16 protein-coding genes are annotated in these 17,251 nt (G+C 56.8%); 12 read left to right on the plus strand and 4 right to left on the minus strand.

Annotated elements, in window-relative coordinates:
* Positions 1 to 6: 6 nt before the first annotated feature.
* The 6 genes from rfbD to ACR9YP_RS15615 all read left to right on the plus strand — a co-directional run bounded on the left by rfbD (position 7) and on the right by ACR9YP_RS15615 (position 6,779).
* Positions 7 to 993, plus strand: a complete 987-nt coding sequence (gene rfbD / locus ACR9YP_RS15590) for a dTDP-4-dehydrorhamnose reductase (protein WP_438106249.1) — start codon at positions 7 to 9, stop codon at positions 991 to 993.
* Entirely contained in the window at positions 902 to 1,777 is an 876-nt protein-coding gene (gene rfbA, locus ACR9YP_RS15595) for a glucose-1-phosphate thymidylyltransferase RfbA (RefSeq protein ID WP_438106251.1), read from the plus strand. The genes rfbD and rfbA overlap by 92 nt, the downstream gene beginning before the upstream one ends.
* A gap of 255 nt (positions 1,778 to 2,032) precedes the next feature.
* The gene (locus ACR9YP_RS15600) at positions 2,033 to 3,199 is read left to right on the plus strand and encodes a DegT/DnrJ/EryC1/StrS family aminotransferase (RefSeq protein WP_474221064.1); all 1,167 of its coding nucleotides are present in this window, start codon (positions 2,033 to 2,035) and stop codon (positions 3,197 to 3,199) included.
* Positions 3,200 to 3,218: 19 nt separating this feature from the next.
* A complete protein-coding gene (locus tag ACR9YP_RS15605) occupies positions 3,219 to 4,217 on the plus strand; it encodes an NAD-dependent epimerase/dehydratase family protein (protein WP_438106252.1) in 999 nt (332 codons plus the stop codon).
* Between the two features lie 181 nt (positions 4,218 to 4,398).
* Positions 4,399 to 5,448, plus strand: a complete 1,050-nt coding sequence (locus ACR9YP_RS15610; RefSeq protein ID WP_438106254.1) for an NAD-dependent epimerase/dehydratase family protein — start codon at positions 4,399 to 4,401, stop codon at positions 5,446 to 5,448.
* The gene (locus ACR9YP_RS15615) at positions 5,445 to 6,779 is read left to right on the plus strand and encodes a DUF4910 domain-containing protein (RefSeq protein ID WP_474220354.1); all 1,335 of its coding nucleotides are present in this window, start codon (positions 5,445 to 5,447) and stop codon (positions 6,777 to 6,779) included. The genes ACR9YP_RS15610 and ACR9YP_RS15615 overlap by 4 nt, the downstream gene beginning before the upstream one ends.
* Positions 6,780 to 7,031: 252 nt before the next feature.
* Here ACR9YP_RS15615 and ACR9YP_RS15620 read toward each other — a convergent pair whose 3' ends face one another.
* Both ACR9YP_RS15620 and ACR9YP_RS15625 read right to left on the minus strand, forming a co-directional pair.
* Positions 7,032 to 7,877: a thioesterase domain-containing protein gene (locus ACR9YP_RS15620; RefSeq protein ID WP_438106257.1), complete on the minus strand. Its 846-nt coding sequence runs from the start codon at positions 7,875 to 7,877 to the stop codon at positions 7,032 to 7,034.
* Positions 7,878 to 7,951: 74 nt separating this feature from the next.
* On the minus strand, positions 7,952 to 8,482 hold the full coding sequence (locus ACR9YP_RS15625; RefSeq protein ID WP_438106259.1) for a dTDP-4-dehydrorhamnose 3,5-epimerase family protein: 531 nt from the start codon (positions 8,480 to 8,482) through the stop codon (positions 7,952 to 7,954).
* A 221-nt stretch (positions 8,483 to 8,703) separates the two neighbouring features.
* Here ACR9YP_RS15625 and ACR9YP_RS15630 point away from each other — a divergent pair, with 221 nt between their 5' ends.
* From ACR9YP_RS15630 to ACR9YP_RS15645, 4 genes are all read left to right on the plus strand, one after another.
* On the plus strand, positions 8,704 to 10,023 hold the full coding sequence (locus tag ACR9YP_RS15630; protein WP_474220356.1) for a methyltransferase domain-containing protein: 1,320 nt from the start codon (positions 8,704 to 8,706) through the stop codon (positions 10,021 to 10,023).
* The gene (locus tag ACR9YP_RS15635; RefSeq protein ID WP_438106260.1) at positions 10,020 to 10,817 is read left to right on the plus strand and encodes a glucose-1-phosphate cytidylyltransferase; all 798 of its coding nucleotides are present in this window, start codon (positions 10,020 to 10,022) and stop codon (positions 10,815 to 10,817) included. Before ACR9YP_RS15630 ends, ACR9YP_RS15635 begins: the two co-directional genes overlap by 4 nt.
* Positions 10,814 to 11,467 carry a PIG-L deacetylase family protein gene (locus ACR9YP_RS15640; RefSeq protein ID WP_438106262.1) on the plus strand — a complete coding sequence of 218 codons (654 nt, stop codon included), beginning with the start codon at positions 10,814 to 10,816 and terminating at the stop codon, positions 11,465 to 11,467. Before ACR9YP_RS15635 ends, ACR9YP_RS15640 begins: the two co-directional genes overlap by 4 nt.
* A gap of 177 nt (positions 11,468 to 11,644) precedes the next feature.
* Positions 11,645 to 12,625 carry an NAD-dependent epimerase/dehydratase family protein gene (locus ACR9YP_RS15645; RefSeq protein WP_474220358.1) on the plus strand — a complete coding sequence of 327 codons (981 nt, stop codon included), beginning with the start codon at positions 11,645 to 11,647 and terminating at the stop codon, positions 12,623 to 12,625.
* Positions 12,626 to 12,840: 215 nt separating this feature from the next.
* On the opposite strand, the gene ACR9YP_RS15650 is transcribed toward ACR9YP_RS15645, so the two are convergent.
* Positions 12,841 to 13,788 carry a 2OG-Fe(II) oxygenase family protein gene (locus ACR9YP_RS15650; protein WP_438106267.1) on the minus strand — a complete coding sequence of 316 codons (948 nt, stop codon included), beginning with the start codon at positions 13,786 to 13,788 and terminating at the stop codon, positions 12,841 to 12,843.
* A 147-nt stretch (positions 13,789 to 13,935) separates the two neighbouring features.
* On the opposite strand from ACR9YP_RS15650, the gene ACR9YP_RS15655 reads away from it, so the two are divergent.
* Both ACR9YP_RS15655 and ACR9YP_RS15660 read left to right on the plus strand, forming a co-directional pair.
* The gene (locus ACR9YP_RS15655) at positions 13,936 to 15,078 is read left to right on the plus strand and encodes a hypothetical protein (RefSeq protein ID WP_474220359.1); all 1,143 of its coding nucleotides are present in this window, start codon (positions 13,936 to 13,938) and stop codon (positions 15,076 to 15,078) included.
* A 115-nt stretch (positions 15,079 to 15,193) separates the two neighbouring features.
* Positions 15,194 to 16,111 carry a hypothetical protein gene (locus ACR9YP_RS15660; protein WP_438106270.1) on the plus strand — a complete coding sequence of 306 codons (918 nt, stop codon included), beginning with the start codon at positions 15,194 to 15,196 and terminating at the stop codon, positions 16,109 to 16,111.
* A gap of 206 nt (positions 16,112 to 16,317) precedes the next feature.
* Here the strand turns inward: ACR9YP_RS15660 and ACR9YP_RS15665 are convergent, their stop codons facing one another.
* A complete protein-coding gene (locus tag ACR9YP_RS15665) occupies positions 16,318 to 17,211 on the minus strand; it encodes a glycosyltransferase family 2 protein (RefSeq protein WP_474220360.1) in 894 nt (297 codons plus the stop codon).
* Positions 17,212 to 17,251: the final 40 nt, after the last annotated feature.

Here is a 17,251-nt window from a genome sequence, read left to right on the forward strand (position 1 = left end):
CTGCGAATGACGGAAAGGCCCATTTTGATTGCTGGTCGCAACGGTCAGTTGGCAAGGTGTCTTCATGACCTCGCGGTGCTGCACAGCATGCCCGTGGTCTCCCTTGGACGCAGCGAATTCAATCTGGAGGCCCATGGGGAGCTCTGTCGAGCGATCGATCCATTCGCACCGTCCATGATCATCAACGCTGCCGCTTACACGGCGGTGGACCTAGCAGAATCGGAAGTAGCAAGAGCATTCAGCATTAATCGCGACGCAGCGGCCGCGTTGGCCGATGTCGCATGGCAAATGAATATACCGTTCATCCACATCTCAACCGACTATGTCTTTGACGGCACAAAGCTGGATGCTTACGAGGAAAGCGATGTTCCTGCGCCAATGAATGTGTACGGCGCATCGAAGCTCGCTGGCGAAGCTGCCGTACTAGCAGCTCACCCCCTGGCAACGGTAATTCGCACTTCATGGCTATATAGTCCCTATGGCAACAACTTTGTTCGGACGATGCTGCGGCTCTGTGAATCGCAACCGGTCGTCAGAGTCGTTCAGGACCAATGTGGAAATCCAACTTCCGCGCTCGACCTTGCGTCGGCGATCCTTCAGCTCTCGGCGCGACTGCTAACCCACGATCGTAGAGCCATGGCCGGCATCTTTCATCTTGCCGGACAAGGTGAGACGACTTGGCATGGGTTTGCCCAAGCGATTTTCGACTTGCTCGCTCATCGCGGAATCCGAGTGCCGCAGCTTGAGGCGATCACGAGCGAACAGTACCAGACGGCCGCGCGACGGCCGCGGAATTCGCGTCTCGATTCATCCAAGGCCGAACGCGTCTTAGGCATTCGATTGCCGTTATGGCCTTGTTCTCTCGAAACTTGTCTCGACCAACTCGCGGAAGGTAGAATCGATGCTGAAAGGAATTGTGCTGGCCGGGGGCAGCGGAACTCGACTGTATCCAATCACGAGAGCGATCAGCAAGCAACTACTGCCCATCTATGACAAGCCGATGATCTACTATCCCTTGTCAACGCTGATGCTGGCAGGCGTGCGCGAGGTTCTTATCATAACCACGCCATCAGATCGGTGTCAGTTCGAGCGTTTACTGGGGGACGGCAGTCAATGGGGAGTTAGGCTCAGCTACGCGGAGCAGCCCCGACCCGCCGGTCTGGCGGATGCGTTCATTATTGGCGCCGACTTCATCGGGAGCGATCGCGTTGCGATGGTGCTTGGAGATAACATCTTCTTTGGCGACGGCCTGAGCGAAATGCTCGCAAGGGCTGCCGAGCGTGAGGAAGGTGCAACCGTTTTCGCTTATCATGTACGAGACCCGGAGAGGTATGGCGTCGTTACGTTCGATGAGGGCGATCGCCCGCTGCGAATCGAGGAGAAGCCGAAGCAGCCGAGCTCGAACTGGGCGATCACAGGTCTCTATTTCTTCGACAACAACGTCGTGCGCTACGCACGACGCGTCGAGCCGTCATCGCGCGGCGAACTCGAGATCACGGATCTGCAGATGCGCTATCTTTCGGCCAAGAAGCTCCATGTAGAGCGGATGGGTCGAGGTTTCGCCTGGCTCGATACAGGCACGGTGGAATCGCTGATCGATGCGGCGATGTTCGTGCAGACGCTCGAAAAGCGACAGGGGATGAAGGTTGCCTGTCTGGAGGAAATTGCCCTGAGGCAGGGCTTTATCGATCGCGATCAAGTCGCCGCGCTCGCCGGGCCCCTGGAGAAAAGCGGCTACGGCAAGTATCTGAACGAAGTCTCGCATTTCATTCGATAAAACCAGTCTACCGTTCGGAGCCGGCCGCAGATTGGTGGCGCAAACTTTGCGCTGTCCAAATGTTCTCTACGGGCCAGTTTCCAATGGCCGGCTTTCGGGTTATTTAACCCGGTTTCGCGGTATGTGTGCCGCTTGAAAATGTATGGTCGGCGTTTCGTTAATTGCGATTTTATTGTTGTTATTTATTATTTGATTTAAATAGAAAGATGCGATTAAATTGGTTTGGGTTGTTCGACAGCGAGCATGGTAACCGATTTGATACCCTTCTTGGACTTGAAAGCACAAGCTCGCACGGTCGGATCGCAAATCGACGTTGCGATCGCGCGTGCCATTCGAGACGAACGGTCTAGATGGAGACGTGAAGCGGGCGCTTTCGAGAAACGCTTCGCGGATTACTGCAACGTCGCTTGCTGCAGCGCCGTTAACAGTGGCACATCGGCGCTCCGTCTCGCATTGCTGGCCGCTGGCGTGGAGCCGGGCAATGAGGTGATCACGGTCTCGATGAATTTCGTCGCGGCGACGGCTGCCATTATCAGCTGCGGTGCAACACCTGTCTTTGTGGACGTTGATCCAGTCACCTGGACGATGAACCCTGCTCTACTCGAGGCTGCGATTACGAACAAAACGAGGGCGATCCTGCCGGCCCATCTGCATGGGCTCATGGCGGACATGGATCCAATCATGTCGATTGCCCGCCGCCATGGTCTGTTTGTAATCGAGGACGCTGCGCAGGCGCATGGTGCTGTGTACAAGAGCAGGCGTGCCGGCTCGATCGGAGATTTCGGCTGCTTCAGCTTCTATCCCGACAAGAATCTCGGAGCCCATGGCGAGGCCGGAGCAGTTGTTACCGATCAGCCGGAACTTGCGCGACGCGTGTCCTTGCTCCTCGATCGAACGCCGGAGGACGAGCGAAATCATATTTTCGCAAGATACGATGGCCGAATGGACGAAGTTCACGCGGCAATACTGAACGTGAAGATGGACCACATCGAAGCCTGGACCGAGGCTCGTCGATCGATCGCCACGAAGTATGATCAGGAGCTGTCCGATCTGGCACTTGCGCGTCCGCGGCCACCCAGCCACAGCCGGCATGTCTATCATATCTACGCCCTTAGGCTTCTGCATCGCGATCAGGCTCTTGCCATGCTGGGCCGCGCGGGAATTGGCGTTGGCATTCATTACCCCGTTCCGGTCCATTTACAACAGAGCTACGTAGAACTTGGATATCGTGTCGGCGATCTGCCTGTAAGTGAGAGGCTTGCGCGTGAGTTTCTATCGCTTCCCATTTATCCCGAGCTGTTGCCGGAGCAACCGGGCATTGTTGCCGCCGAAGTGAGAAAGGTCGCGACACGAGAGACGCGAATATTTCGAAGCAACTGGGCATTTCAGGACAAAATGCCTCGATATGGCCGATTAGCCTAGAACCAGGAGAGCGGTCAGGATGGATCTCAAGGGCAAGCGCGTTCTCGTTACCGGAGGCGCCGGATTCATCGGTTCGCATATCGTAGATTTGTTGTGCGACGAAGGTTGCGTCGAGATCGTCGCGCTCGACAATATGACGACCGGCCGACCGGAGAATCTTAGGAAGTCGCTTAATCGAGGACCCGTGCGATTGGTCCGCGGCGATTTGCGCGACACCAAGTTGGTGGAAGCGCTTGTAAAAGGAGCCAACATCATCTTTCACCACGCTGCACCATGCAGCGCCCATTGCATGGCCGAACCGCGTCTTGCCATGGAGGTCATGGTGAACGGTACCTTCGACCTGCTTGAACTTTGCGTCAGGTATGACGTCGAGAAGCTCATAGCCGCGTCTTCCGCTTCGGTGTACGGTGCGGCGGAGGAATTTCCGACGACGGAGCATCAGAACCCGTATGGAAACCGTACGGTCTGTGGAACAGCGAAGGTCTGCAATGAAGGCCTGCTCCGCGCTTATAACGATATGCACGGTCTCGACTATATCGCTTTGCGATATTTTGACGTGTATGGCAGCCGAATGGACGTGCACGGTCGATACGCCGAGATGCTGATCCGCTGGATGGAGGAAATGGAGGCTGGAACGCCGCCGGTGATAGTTGGGCACGACCAGGAGACCTTGGACCTAGTGCATGTCCGTGACGCAGCACGCGCAACCATCCTTGCGGCGAGGGCAAAGGTCAGCGACGAGGTGTTCAACGTGGGGAGCGGCATCGAAACAAGCCTGGTGCAGCTCGCTTCGGCCTTGGCTTCCGTTATGGGCCATGACGGCGTGCTCCCGCAAATCGCACCCGAGCACTCGATCAATCCTGTACCGCGCCGCGTGGCGTCGACAGGCAAAATGGAACGTCTGCTAGGCTTCCAAGCTACGGTGCCGCTCGAACTCGGACTGACGGAGTTTGTGAAGTGGTGGCGCTCCGAACGAGGACTTGCGACCGCGCGGCAACGGCAGGCTCTGGCTTCATGAGTCCTCTTGCTGTGTCACAACATCCCTTGAAGAAGCCGTGCGTGCAGCCATCCTGGCACTGCACTTTGTGTGCTCGAGACGATCTTCCCGATAGGAGGGCCGGCGCTTGACAGGGCGCAAGCCGAAACACGAAAGCCGGGCAGAATTTCATTCATAAAATTGAGTGCGATGGAGAATGGCAATGCGAGTTCTTGTAACAGGTCATCTTGGCTACATCGGCACGGTCTTGACGCCAATGCTGGTCGGCGCCGGTCACGAGGTGGCTGGAATGGACAGTGACATCTACTCCCGGTGTACATACGCCGCCGGCGGTAGCATTCTCGAGGTCCCGACGATTTGGAAGGACGTCAGAGACGCGGAGGTTGCGGATCTCGTTGGCTTCGACGCTGTGCTGCATCTAGCCGCGCTCTCCAACGATCCGCTCGGTAATCTGAGGCCTGAGCTGACTGACCAGATCAATCATCGCGCAAGCGTTCGCATGGCCGAGATTGCGAAACATGCCGGCGTACGTCGTTTCGTGTTCGCCTCATCCTGCAGCAACTATGGAAAAGCCGGCGAGGAAATGATCGATGAGACCGCCGCGCTCAATCCGGTGACGGCCTACGGAGAATCCAAGGTAGCCTCCGAACGTGATATTTCGGCGTTGGCCGGCGACGGGTTTTGCCCGGTGTATCTGAGGCCAGCGACAGCGTACGGAGTCTCGCCGCGACTGCGCTTCGATATTGTCCTGAATAACCTTGTTGCATGGGCGTTTACGACAGGAAGAATTCACCTGAAATCGGACGGCTCGCCCTGGCGGCCGATCGTCCACATCGAGGATATTTCTCGAGCTTTCATAGCCGCATTGGAGGCGCCTGCCGAATCCGTTTTCAATGAGGCATTCAATGTCGGTCAGACCGCTCACAATTATCGAATTCGGGATCTAGCCGAGATCGTCGCGAGTGTGGTGCCGAATTCTACGGTGGAGTTTGCGGAGGATGCGAGTCCAGATGAGCGGTCCTACCGAGTGAGCTTCGAAAAGATCCGCTGCAACTTGCCAGGATTCCAGCCGCGCTGGGACGCTCGAATGGGCGCCGAACAGCTGTACAGGGTCTATCGCTCGTCAAACTTGACTTTGGAGGAATTCGAAGGGCCGCGATATCAACGCATCGGCCATATTCGGAAGCTGCTGGCGGAGCAGGTCCTTAATGGCGACCTGCGCCAATCGAAGCTGCTTCAAGCTGTATCGTGAAAGATCAGCTTTCGGTCGGCGAAAGGCTAGCGACCGGGAATCCGGGCGAGGATATATTTGCCTTTGCGGCCGAGATATACCCGATCTGCCGCAGCATTACGGGTAATGGGGTACGGAAGACGTTGCGCGCGATCGGCATGCACATCGACCTCAAGATCCACGAAGTGCCGACCGGGACAGAGGTCTTCGACTGGACCATTCCCCGCGAATGGAATATTCGCGATGCGTATATAAAGAATGAGCGAGGCGAGAAGATACTCGACTTCGCTCACTCAAATCTGCACGTCATGAGCTATAGCCTGCCGGTGCGAAAGCGCATCTCGCTAGCTGAGTTGAAGCAGCACGTCTACACGTTGCCGGATCAACCCGACCGGATCCCTTATCGAACATCATATTACGCGGAGAATTGGGCATTCTGCATGCCCCACCGCTTGTTTGAGGGGCTCAGGGACGAGACCTACGAGGTTGTCATCGACTCGACTCTCGAGGACGGATACCTGACTTACGGTGAATATCTGCACCAGGGCGAATCCGAGGATGAATTTCTGCTTTCGGCCCACGTGTGCCACCCCTCGCTCGCCAACGACAATTGTTCCGGTGTCGCGCTGCTTACACACCTCGCGAAGCGGATGGCGGGCCTGCAGACGCGATACACTTACCGGTTTCTGTTTGCGCCGGGCACGATCGGTGCGATCACATGGCTAGCGCGTAATGAGGATCGCTGCCAACGCATCAAGCACGGGCTTGTCGTTTCGATGGTTGGAGATGGCGGCGGCCCCACCTACAAGAAGAGCCGGCGTGGTCATAGCGAGATTGACCGGGCAGTTGTCCATGCGATGCATCATTCCGGGCTGGCGCCGACGATTCTTGAATTTTCTCCATACGGATATGACGAACGGCAGTATTGCTCACCCGGATTCAACTTGCCGGTAGGGCTCTTCCAGCGCAGCAAGTTCGGCGAAATTCCTGAGTATCACACGTCGGGCGACAATCTCGAGTTCATCGCACCCAACCACTTGTCCCAGTCGTACGGGCTCATTGCTGAGACAATCGATATTGTGGAAAACAACGAGGTGTATTGCAACACAATGCCGAAATGCGAGCCCCAACTGGGGCGGCGCGGACTTTATGGACCAGTCGGCGGAGATAAGGGCGCCGCAGCTGCCAACATGGCTATGCTGTGGATCCTGAACCTTTCTGATGGAATGCACTCGCTGCTCGATATTGCCGAGCGTGGCAATTTGCCATTTTCGGTAATCCGAGACACAGCGCGACAACTGTATCGGAGCGGGCTTTTGAGGCCAGTGTTCGCTGCCAACCAAAATAGATGATTGCGCACGATGCCAGCCCCTTCCAAAAGTGCGCCAATCGGGACGGACGTGCAGCGTCAATCTGGATGAGAGGTGCGCCGTGGACGTCGCTGCCCAACACGTCGCGTCATCCCCCAAGTTTATATCGCAAATGCGGAGGTGGCCGAAGATTTCGACGCGGACGGCGGAGCGGAGCATCATCGAACGCTGACCGCAGGGCAAGGTCAAGCCGCCGGCCCCACTGCAAAGGCGGAGATGGCCGAAAATCCCAAGTCAAGGAAAGAGGGGCGGTAGGCAGGCCGTAAGGGTGGAGTCGAGGGCAGCGGCAAGGTCATTGAGTGATGTGCTGTCAGTTACGATGCCGACATGGGTGCCAGCTATAGACTGGCATTCGATGTCAGCAGCCATTCCCTGCCAGACCTCGGCCGGGCTACAACCGTATGCATCGTGATTGTCGGCCTCGAACGAAGTGATCTTACCCGCATAGTACTTTGGACGGTATTCGGCCATCACCGCTCTGCAGTGTTGCTCGGTTGCGCTCATCGTGTCTGCTGTTGTCGTCGAGGTGGGTCGAGAGACAGGCATTTTTCGTCTCAGCAAACGATAGAGGAGTCGCCGAGAGCGATGGAAGAACGTCGGAGCAATTTGGTTCAGTGGAAGTCCGACAAGGATCGCCAGATGTCGGTAGATCACGTGCACCTGTGAGCGGAGAAAGATATGTGTCGGCCAGAAGCGTTGGTCGAACCGAGTATCGATAAGTCCTACCAGTCCAATCTCCTCGTTCGACTGTTGAAGCAAGCGCGCAACCTCGATCGCGACCAGGCCTCCAAACGAATAGCCAACAAGGTGATAGGGCCCGCGAGGCTGCAGCGCGCGGATTGCAGAGCAGCTGCGATCCGCCATGATTTCGACGGTCGAAGGTAACTCACCATGACTGTCGCCTCGGCAAAAATCGATGCCAATCAACGCTCTGGAGTTGTGCATGCGCGATGTCAGTGCGGAGAGACCGCGGGGGTTGCCGTCGCCTCCGAAGAAGAGAAAAAGAGGCGCATCCGCTGCACCTGTTCTCAACTGGACCAGAGAGCCAGCATTGGCGTTGAGCTGGAGAATGGCCGCCATAAACCACCATTTGATTCAGGAAGTTGCGTTGCAGTGCCGGCAAGAGACGCTTAGCCGAACAAGACTCGAGCGCTCTATTGAGAAAAATCAGGCCAATGCAAATCCTTCTCGGAAATTTCCGTAATCGATTCCGGCCAATTCAGCCCGAACGCCGGATCGTCGTAGCGAATGCCGCGGGCGGATTCACGCTGGTATGGCGTGGAAATCAGGTAGCTCACCTCGACGTCATCGCAAAGCGTCTGGAATCCGTGCGCGAACCCTTTCGGAATGTAGAGTTGGTCGCCGCTCGCGCTCGAAAGCTCAAATCCCTGGGAATTCCGATAGGTCGGTGAGTCCGGCCTGATGTCGATAATAACGTCCAGGATCGCGCCTCGGCTGCAGCGGACCAATTTTGCCTCGCTGTACGGGGCGTCCTGGTAGTGCATGCCGCGCAGAGTTCCCTTGCGGGCAGAAAACGAGATGCTGTGCTGCGGATAATGAGCTTCAAGTCCATGGGTCCTGAATTCTTCGATACAGAAGCTGCGAGCGAAGAAGCCGCGTCTGTCGTGCACCGGCTCAAGTCGTACGAGATAGGCTCCATGGAGTTCTGTAGGGCAAAATTCCATCTGAATGACTGCCTCCGGATTTCCAAAGTTGCCGTCCGCAGCCTTTGTTTTGGCGAGAGCTGGCGGAAGGAGGTTCGTTTGGCCATTTAATTAACGAAAATATAGCATTTATTATTTCAAAACTATATTTAAATTTAAATCTGGGTGTGTATTATGTCGGCAGTTGTTCATTTCCGGCCTAGGGTTGAGGGCCGGCGTTAGGGCAGGGCGTGCGCATAGCAATGTTTAGCAGTCAAGCAAAATCGATCCAGGTGGCGACACGCCAGACCGCCAAAGTGAGCACCGAGACGTCTCCGCGCGGGTGTTGCCGTCTTTGCGGCGCAAAGCTCGCGACGACGTTCGTCGACCTTGGAATGTCACCACTGTGCGAAAGCTTTTTGCGTGGCGATCAACTCGATCAGATGGAACCTTATTTTCCGCTACACGTGCTGGTGTGCGACGGCTGCTTCCTGGTGCAGTTGCAGGAGTACGTCAAACCGGCGCACATATTTACGGAGTATGCGTATTTCTCTTCATATTCCACCTCCTGGGTTCAGCATGCGCGTCGGTATTGCGAAACGGTCGCGACGCGGTTTGCGCTCGGGCCCAAGAGCAAGGTCGTTGAGCTTGCGAGCAACGACGGATATCTGCTTCAACACTTTCTGCCGATGGGGATTCCCGTTCTCGGAATCGAGCCAGCCGCGAACGTGGCCGAGGCTGCCCGGGCAAAGAATGTTCCAACATTGGTTGAGTTCTTTGGGCTGAATCTTGCCCGGCGCCTTGCATCGGAAGGCGGCACGGCCGATCTCATCGTCGGTAACAATGTGCTGGCGCAGGTGCCCGATCTCAACGACTTCACGGCCGGAATGGCTTGTCTTCTGGCTCCAGATGGAGTGGTCACACTTGAATTCCCACATCTCGAGCGCTTGATCGAGGAAAACCAGTTCGACACCATTTACCATGAGCACTTCTCGTATTTTTCGCTCGTCACCATTGATCGTCTCGCGAGTAGGCACGGCCTGAAAATATTTGATGTCGAACAACTTGCAACACACGGAGGATCGCTGCGTGTGTATCTCTGCCATCTGGACAGCAGGCACGCGATAGCTCCGCAAGTCGATAGCTTGCTGGCTCACGAGCGAGAAATTGGATTCGAGGACATTGGGAGTTACACCAGGTTCGCTGCAAATGTTCATCGCACCAAGCGCCAACTCGTGTCATTCCTCATTGAATGCAAGCAGAAGGGTGCAAAGGTCTGCGGGTATGGGGCCCCTGGCAAAGGCAACACGTTGCTCAACTACTGCGGGATCGGCACTGATTTTCTCGATTTTGCCGTCGACCGCAATCCTTACAAGCACGGGCGCTACACGCCCGGAATGCACATTCCGATTCATCCGGTCTCCGCGATCGACGAGGCGCGACCGGACTATATCCTGATTTTGCCGTGGAATCTGAAGAGCGAAATCGTCGGACAGATGCGTCACGTGAGCTCTTGGGGCTGCAAGATGGTGGTGCCCATTCCGAATGTAGAGGTTATCGATCCGCGAGAGTTTGCGCCATGAAGGTAGTTCTGTTCTGCGGGGGACTTGGTACCCGGATCCGCGAGTATTCGGAGAGCATCCCGAAGCCGATGATACCGATCGGTCATCAGCCAATCCTCTGGCATGTCATGCAATACTACAGCCAGTATGAGCATCGGGATTTCATCCTGTGCCTTGGGTACAAGGCAAACGTGGTGAAAGACTATTTTCTCAACTACAAGCAGGCGGCAAATAGTGACTGCGTAATCTCTCATTTTGGCAAGAAAGTCGAATTGCTGGGTGCGCGACCTGCAGATTGGCGCGTGTCACTCGTGGACACGGGAATATGGCGCAATATTGGTCAGCGTCTGCTTGCGGTCCGTCATCTGGTCGAGGATGAGGAGATGTTTCTTGCCAATTACAGCGATGGACTGACCGACGCACCGCTCCCGCACATGATCGAGCGCTTCCGGCAGAGCGGCAAGATTGGTTGCTTCATAGCCATACATCCGCCAATTACCTTTCACCTTGCTGAATTTGATGAGAGTGGCACCGTGCAGCAGATACGCGAGAGCCAGGAATCGGAGATCTGGATCAATGGCGGGTATTTCATCTTCCGCAAGGAGATATTCGACCACATCCGGGAAGGAGACGAGTTGGTGGTTCAGCCATTCAAGCGCCTCATCGAGCGCGGCGACCTGATGGCATACAGATATGAAGGATTTTGGCGCGCCATGGATACGCTCAGGGACAGGCAGGTCCTCGAGGAGATGATCGAACGTGGCGATACGCCGTGGCAGCTCAGCAACCAGGTTGCCGTCGCGGTGAATTCGTGAAGACGCTTCGGATCGTAGGACCGGGTGATCGGCTATCGGTGCTATGCCTGGGGGCGCACTCTGACGATATCGAGATTGGTGCAGGAGCAACACTGCTTAGCTGGCTGGATCAGGGGATTCGCCTCGACGTTCATTGGTGCGTGCTCAGTGGTGCCGGCGAGCGCGAACAGGAAGCGAGAGCGTCCGCGAACGATTTTCTGCGGGAAGCTGCGAGCAGCAACATCGAAGTCATGGCCTTTCGAGACGGTTTCTTCCCTGAGCAGGGTGAGAAAATCAAGGTCTGGTTCGAGGAATTGAAAGACCGCGTTGATCCCGATGTAGTCCTCACGCACCGCGGCGACGATGCACATCAAGACCATCGTCAGCTCGCTCGCCTTGCCTGGAATACGTTCCGAGACCATCTCATCCTTGAGTACGAGATACCGAAGTGGGATGGCGATATGGCAAGACCGAATTTCTATATGCCGGTGTCAGCATCTGCAATGCAGCGCAAAGTAGATTTGCTCGTCAGGCATTTCGGCAGCCAACGCTCGAAGCAGTGGTTCGATGCCGAAACCTTTCTCGGCCTGGCACGGCTGAGGGGGATGGAATGCCGGGCGCAGGAACGCTATGCGGAGGCGTTTTTCGCGCGCAAAGTCTCGCTGGCTTGATCGGTTGGCGCCCAGGCAAACGAGCAAAGGTGAAGTCCGATCTGATGCACCACAGCAGCTTTTGCCATGTGGTGGGGATGACTTTGCTTCAACTCGTGGACGCGCTCAATCTTTCGTCCGAACATGATCTTTTCGGGAGCCTGTTCTACTTTCGGGATTAGGCTCCAGGGTGCAGCTATGGAAAAGGTACTGGTAACTGGCGCGCGAGGTTTCATCGGGGCGCAGCTGTGCAGGAGGCTAGCGGTTTCCGGGGTAGAGTTGCACGCGGTCTCGCGTCAGCCGCCCATTGATGTGGTGGCTTGGTGGCGATCTATCGGTGGAGATATGAGCGATGCTCCATGCGCCGCTGCGATCCGTTGGTGGAACGTCGATCTGATCGACCTGCGGGCAACGCAAGAACTGATCCGGGCCGTTCTGCCTGACAAGACTTATCATCTCGCTAGTCTGGTGACGGGGTCGCGCAGCCTCGACGTCGTGCTGCCGATCATGCAAAGCAACTTCCTTACCGCATTCAATCTTCTTTTTGCCGCTGCTGAGAGCGGTGCGGGTCGAATCGTCTTCGCAGGCTCACTCGAGGAGCCGGATGAGGCGGATTCCGTGCCTTGCTCGCCATATGCCGCTGCAAAAGGAGCCGCGGCGGCTTACGCGCGAATGTTCGAGGCGCTGTACCGGACCGAGGTCGTCATGACGAAGATCTCGATGGTTTACGGGCCGGGGCAGACCGACCTCACGAAGCTGGTCCCCTATGTCACCACCGCCTTTCTGCGCGGCGATCGCCCCAAGCTGAGCAGCGGCTTTCGGCTGGTTGACTGGATCAGCGTCGATGACGTCGTCGACGGCCTTGTCGCATGCGCGTGCGCATCTGGTGCCAATGGTCGCACGGTTGATATCGGGTCGGGCCAGGTATGCTCGATCCGGGAACTCGTTCAGGAGCTGAGACAATTGATTCCAGGCGCACCCGAACCGCTGTTCGGCGCCGTTCCGGATCGACCTCTCGAGCGGCCAATGGCGGTCGATCTGGTTGCTACCTACAAGTCGATCGGCTGGAGCCCGTCGACAATACTGCACGAGGGCCTGCGCCGCACGGTCGATTGGTATAGATCAAACCTCGCTGCACCGCCGGACAAAGCGGGTGCGTGCGACCAACTCCTTGGCTAGACATTCTCCCGTTTCAGCGGCGACATCGGTCGGGCTTTCCCAGGCGAGTTGACGAACCTTCGTGCCACACGAGATTTGACCCGCCGTATCGGCTTGGCCTGTAATGCCACACCGAAAATGCCGCGGGTGCGAAACCTATCTTGACCGCGATTTTCAATCGACCGACCAGGCAGGCACTGCCGGTTTTAGAGCGATCAGAATCGCTGCATCAGAGTCTATGAAGCCCGACTTTTGGCGCCGACCGTCTTCGGCGCGTAGATCAGCTCTCCGCCAGCCTCGGTGCCGTCATCATGGAGTGCAGTGACGTCCTCGGGCATTCGCGACAGATCTGTGCACCGAAGATAGTCTCGCATAACGGTTCCAGTGGATGCGGAATCGATATTCGGCGCACCTCGCTTTGCCGTAGCGTCGTCCAAATGGACGGTCCGGAAGTCAATACTGAAGCGGGTTACGCCCGATGTGTTCGGTACACTTGAGTGCATTTGCGCCGCGGAGAACAGCAGGACGCCGCCCACAGGGCAAATGAGGCGAATCTGCGGGTCAAGCTCCATCGGTTCGGTCGCGCGTGGCAGCGGACGCGGGTCACTCTTGATCATCTTCGCGATGCTTTCCCCGCGATGCATCTTGTTCCAAACATAATAGTTATAGTCGGACGAGCTGTTCTTGACGGGCTTCGTCCAATAACGCGGGTGGAATGCCATGGCGTTGTTCGATTCGATGTCGTAGATCGGCAGCCACCAGTTGATCTGGCAAAGGGGAGCCGAATACCAGGTATCCCGGTGAGCGTGCCAGGCGAATGCAATACCGGTCGTGAGATAGTTGTCGCTCGTGGAGCTGCGCATTCTGGGCACGTCGAAAAAGGTCTTCTCTGGATCGCAGCCAAAATCTTCCAAAACCGCCTTGAGGTGACGCTTCGATTCCGGATGGTGTATGAAGGCTGGTTTCAATCTTCCGAGAATGTCCGCGTAACGCTCGACTTCCATGTTCCTTTGTGCGGTTCTTGGATCGAGCCCGCCAAACGCGTCTTCGATCATCGACCGCGCAAAGTTGGTTAGAGCAAGGACACTCGGCCGGACGCCGTAAACGAAGAGTTGCCCATCATACAGTTGCCGACGTCGGACATCATCTGAAACGTTCGAGTCGAAGAAAACGGTGTTATTCATGGAGCGTCCCATCGAGTTCCGATTTAAATAGATTTGCGATTAAGGCGCCATAAATCAATATTTAAATAAATAATTAAGTTAATTCATTCGCAGTTTATGTTAATCAGAGCCGGACGCGGGTCTTTCGGCTTATCAGACAAATTGATCTTGTTCTTATTGAGTATTTTCCAGTCGCGTGAGTTCGACCCTCGGCTGGACTTGCGGCGCCGCGCGGCGCTGGCGACGGCACGGGCATCACAATTGATGTTGTCATGGAATAATAAATATAATAAGGCTAGATTAATTGACCAATTTATTTACAAGGCACACACCATGTCATCTGCAGATAAGCGTCCGTTGCGCCCAGGCGATGTTGTTGAGGTCCGGTCCGCGGCGGAGATTCTCGCGACGTTGGACGGTGATGCCGCTCTTGAGAAGTTGCCGTTCATGCCAGAGATGGCCCGTTATGCGGGGCGACGCTTCACGGTAACTCGACGTGTGGACAGGATCTGTGACACGATCACGGCAACTGGAAGCCGTCGCATGTCCGGCACGGTCTATCTCGACAGTCCCCGTTGCGACGGGGCAGGTCACGACGGCTGTCAGGCCGGCTGCTTGCTTTATTGGAAGGACGCTTGGCTTCGTCGCGTTGACGATAAGTCAGGTGTGGGCGATGAGAGCCACGAGGCCGCCGCCGAGCTTGATCGTCTTGCGCAGGCGGGAACGCGGACTGTGCGCGAGATCGAAGGCCAACGATCTGAGGTTTGGCGCTGCCAGGCAACCGATGCCCTCAAGGCCACCACGGAGCTGAAAAAGTCTAATCTTGCACAGTATTGGCGTGAATTGACGAACGGCAATTTTGGTTTTCTGTATTTCATCCGCCTTTTGGTGCGGGGGCTTATCTTGGAGCTCGCACGTCGTGCTGGCCTGCGGCGGCCGCTACCGTTGCGAGGCCCGGGAAATTGTACCAGGGGGGGAGCGTCAAGTGATCTTCAGCCCGGTGATCTCGTGCAAGTGCGGTCGCCGACCGAGATTGCGGCCACACTAGACGACAGCGGTCTGAATCTCGGGCTTTCCTTCGACCGTGAGATGCTTCCCTATTGCGGCCAAAACTTGCGCATTAGGGACAAGGTGCGACGTATCGTGGATGACAAGACCGGTCGCATGCTCAAGATCAAGGACTGCCTCATCCTTGAGGGCGCCGTCTGTTCTGGCGAGCGCACCCCTGGCTGTTGGTTCTGCCCACGTCAGATCTATCCCTTTTGGCGCGAGGCATGGGTCCGCCGAGTCCCGGAGCCCAACCGCCGGTGAATGCAGAACGACGCCTAGCTGCAATGGCTCAACTGCGCGATGCGCTGCAGTGGCGTCGCCGGCGAGGTAAGCTCAGTAAGCTGACAAAGACGTTCTCGGATCCGTGCCGAACGCCATGGACAAGATCAACAGACGCGTGCTGACGACCGGTCTCCTCTCCGGCGCTATGTCGTTTGCCACGGCTGGGATAGCACAATCTCCCGTGCCAGCCCCTGCGACGCAGTTTGCCGGCTTTCCCGATGAAACCAACACGGGCCCGGTCGCTCACACGATATTTCAGGACTACACGGGGAATTACGAGGTTCGCACAGACAACGCTGTGGTCAGCGGGCTCCGTGTGACCGGGGCGATTGTGGTCCACGCCAATAACGTTACGGTCCAGAATTGCATCGTCAACGGCTCTGGCCAGCTTTGGTGTGTTGGTGTGCCGGGCGAGCTTGGCAACAAGAATCTCAAGGTTCTGAATTGCAGGCTCTATGGCGTGCCTGTTAAGGATAATCATGACGCTTCCCACTTGCTGGATGGTGTATACAACGCCATCGAAGTCGGGTTCTGCGAAATCTACGGCTGCGAAAACGGAGTTGATGGCGGCGGTTCACTCTACATGCACGACAACTACATCCACGACTTTGCCGATTGGGGCGAAGATCACGACGACGGCCTGCAAACGTATGGCTGGGATCATACGGGCGGCCTCCGAGTGATCCATAATACCATTGTCGGCATTGAGACGGGCGGCGCCTTCTCGCCTACTCACTGGCGAGGATCTAGCTCATGCCTCGCCTTGTCCGAGGGCCAATTCGACATGACCATTGACGGCAATCTGTTCTTCGGTGGCAGTTATACCCTATATGGCCCCTCGCAGCACGGCGCGTCTCCCGTCAACGTCCACGTCACCAACAATCGCTTCTCGAGACGATATTATCCGAGATGTGGAGCTTATGGAACGCACTCCGGGTTCAACCGCAACGGGCCGGGTTTCCTATGGTCCGGAAATGTTTGGCATGAGACTGGAGCGATAATACCGCCGTGACGTTCGGCGTGTGGCAAAGACGGCGCGGAGCTCGGGTTGGATTTCCGTGGCCCGGGGCCGCCATTGTAAGCTCGAGGCTAAATCAAGCTTTCCTCATCGTGGCCTGCCAATCGTTTCCACGCCACGCTTCACAACCCTTTTGGCGATTTCACCCTTTAGTTTGAGCCCGCCGGCCGTACATCGCCCGGATGGCGCTCGTTAGCCATTCAGCGTCGTAATATTCGATGCCGTGTTTCGGAGATTCCCGAGCGCGCCAGGCGGATCTGCTCTTTGATCCAGAAGCGCCGAAGCGCGGACCTGCAACGTCGCAGCTGCGCATCGGAGAGATCCGCCGATACGGCAAGGGCATACAATTCGCGGCACAGGCGGAGTGGGTTGGTCCTCAGTTGCTCTGCCAGTACGGGATCGAGACGACGCCTGAAGGCCACTTGATCGACGCCACGGGGGTACTCGCGTGTGCGGTTTGCAAGCCGCTCCTGCACATGGATGACAGGGCCAAGGAGCGCCAGTTCGGCGCTAATCAGCCAGTCGGTCCGCTCCGAGGGATGCGGAAAGCGTGTTCGAATGAGGCGATCCCGCCGATAGACGCCATACACCGGATCGTATTTCGCGTCTCCGGCGTGCAAGAACCACAACATACGCTCGAAACGCTGAGCCGGGTCCGGCGAATCAGGGACGTCGCCCCGATACTCTTCGTATCGGGGCGGCCGACCGGGCGTGTGTATCGTGAACCACGTGGTTACTCCGGTCGCGTCGGGGCGGCTCTCAAGCGCACGAACGCAAGTGGAAAGGTAACTCGGTTCCAGCCAATCATCGGCGCTGATCCAGCGAAAGAAGGTCCCTCGGGACAGGTCGAGGGCGCGCCGCATGTTCTCGTGCAAACCGATGTTGGTCTGATTGACGTTGATCCTAAGACGCGGGTCGGCGCACCCGTATTCCTCGAGCATTCGCCTCGTTCCGTCATCCGAGGCGTTGTCGCTGATGACAAGTTCAAAATCGGTGAAGTCCTGAGACAGGATCGATTCGATGCAGCGTCCGACAGAGTGTCGGCCATTGCGCACAGCGAGCCCGACCGAAAATTTGGGAGAGTCCTTGGTCACCGGAGTTCCTCTGGGTCACAACACTGGCGGATTGACGCGC

The organism is Bradyrhizobium sp. BR14999 (genome assembly GCF_056106085.1).

Coding starts and splice junctions, on each gene's coding strand:
- rfbA (WP_438106251.1), top strand. CDS start 902: ATGCTGAAAGGAATTGTGCTGGCCGGGGGCAGCGGAACTCGACTGTAT.
- ACR9YP_RS15650 (WP_438106267.1), bottom strand. CDS start 13,788: ATGAATAACACCGTTTTCTTCGACTCGAACGTTTCAGATGATGTCCGA.
- ACR9YP_RS15645 (WP_474220358.1), top strand. CDS start 11,645: ATGGAAAAGGTACTGGTAACTGGCGCGCGAGGTTTCATCGGGGCGCAG.
- ACR9YP_RS15630 (WP_474220356.1), top strand. CDS start 8,704: ATGTTTAGCAGTCAAGCAAAATCGATCCAGGTGGCGACACGCCAGACC.
- rfbD (WP_438106249.1), top strand. CDS start 7: ATGACGGAAAGGCCCATTTTGATTGCTGGTCGCAACGGTCAGTTGGCA.
- ACR9YP_RS15610 (WP_438106254.1), top strand. CDS start 4,399: ATGCGAGTTCTTGTAACAGGTCATCTTGGCTACATCGGCACGGTCTTG.
- ACR9YP_RS15620 (WP_438106257.1), bottom strand. CDS start 7,877: ATGGCGGCCATTCTCCAGCTCAACGCCAATGCTGGCTCTCTGGTCCAG.
- ACR9YP_RS15635 (WP_438106260.1), top strand. CDS start 10,020: ATGAAGGTAGTTCTGTTCTGCGGGGGACTTGGTACCCGGATCCGCGAG.
- ACR9YP_RS15625 (WP_438106259.1), bottom strand. CDS start 8,482: ATGGAATTTTGCCCTACAGAACTCCATGGAGCCTATCTCGTACGACTT.
- ACR9YP_RS15605 (WP_438106252.1), top strand. CDS start 3,219: ATGGATCTCAAGGGCAAGCGCGTTCTCGTTACCGGAGGCGCCGGATTC.
- ACR9YP_RS15660 (WP_438106270.1), top strand. CDS start 15,194: ATGGACAAGATCAACAGACGCGTGCTGACGACCGGTCTCCTCTCCGGC.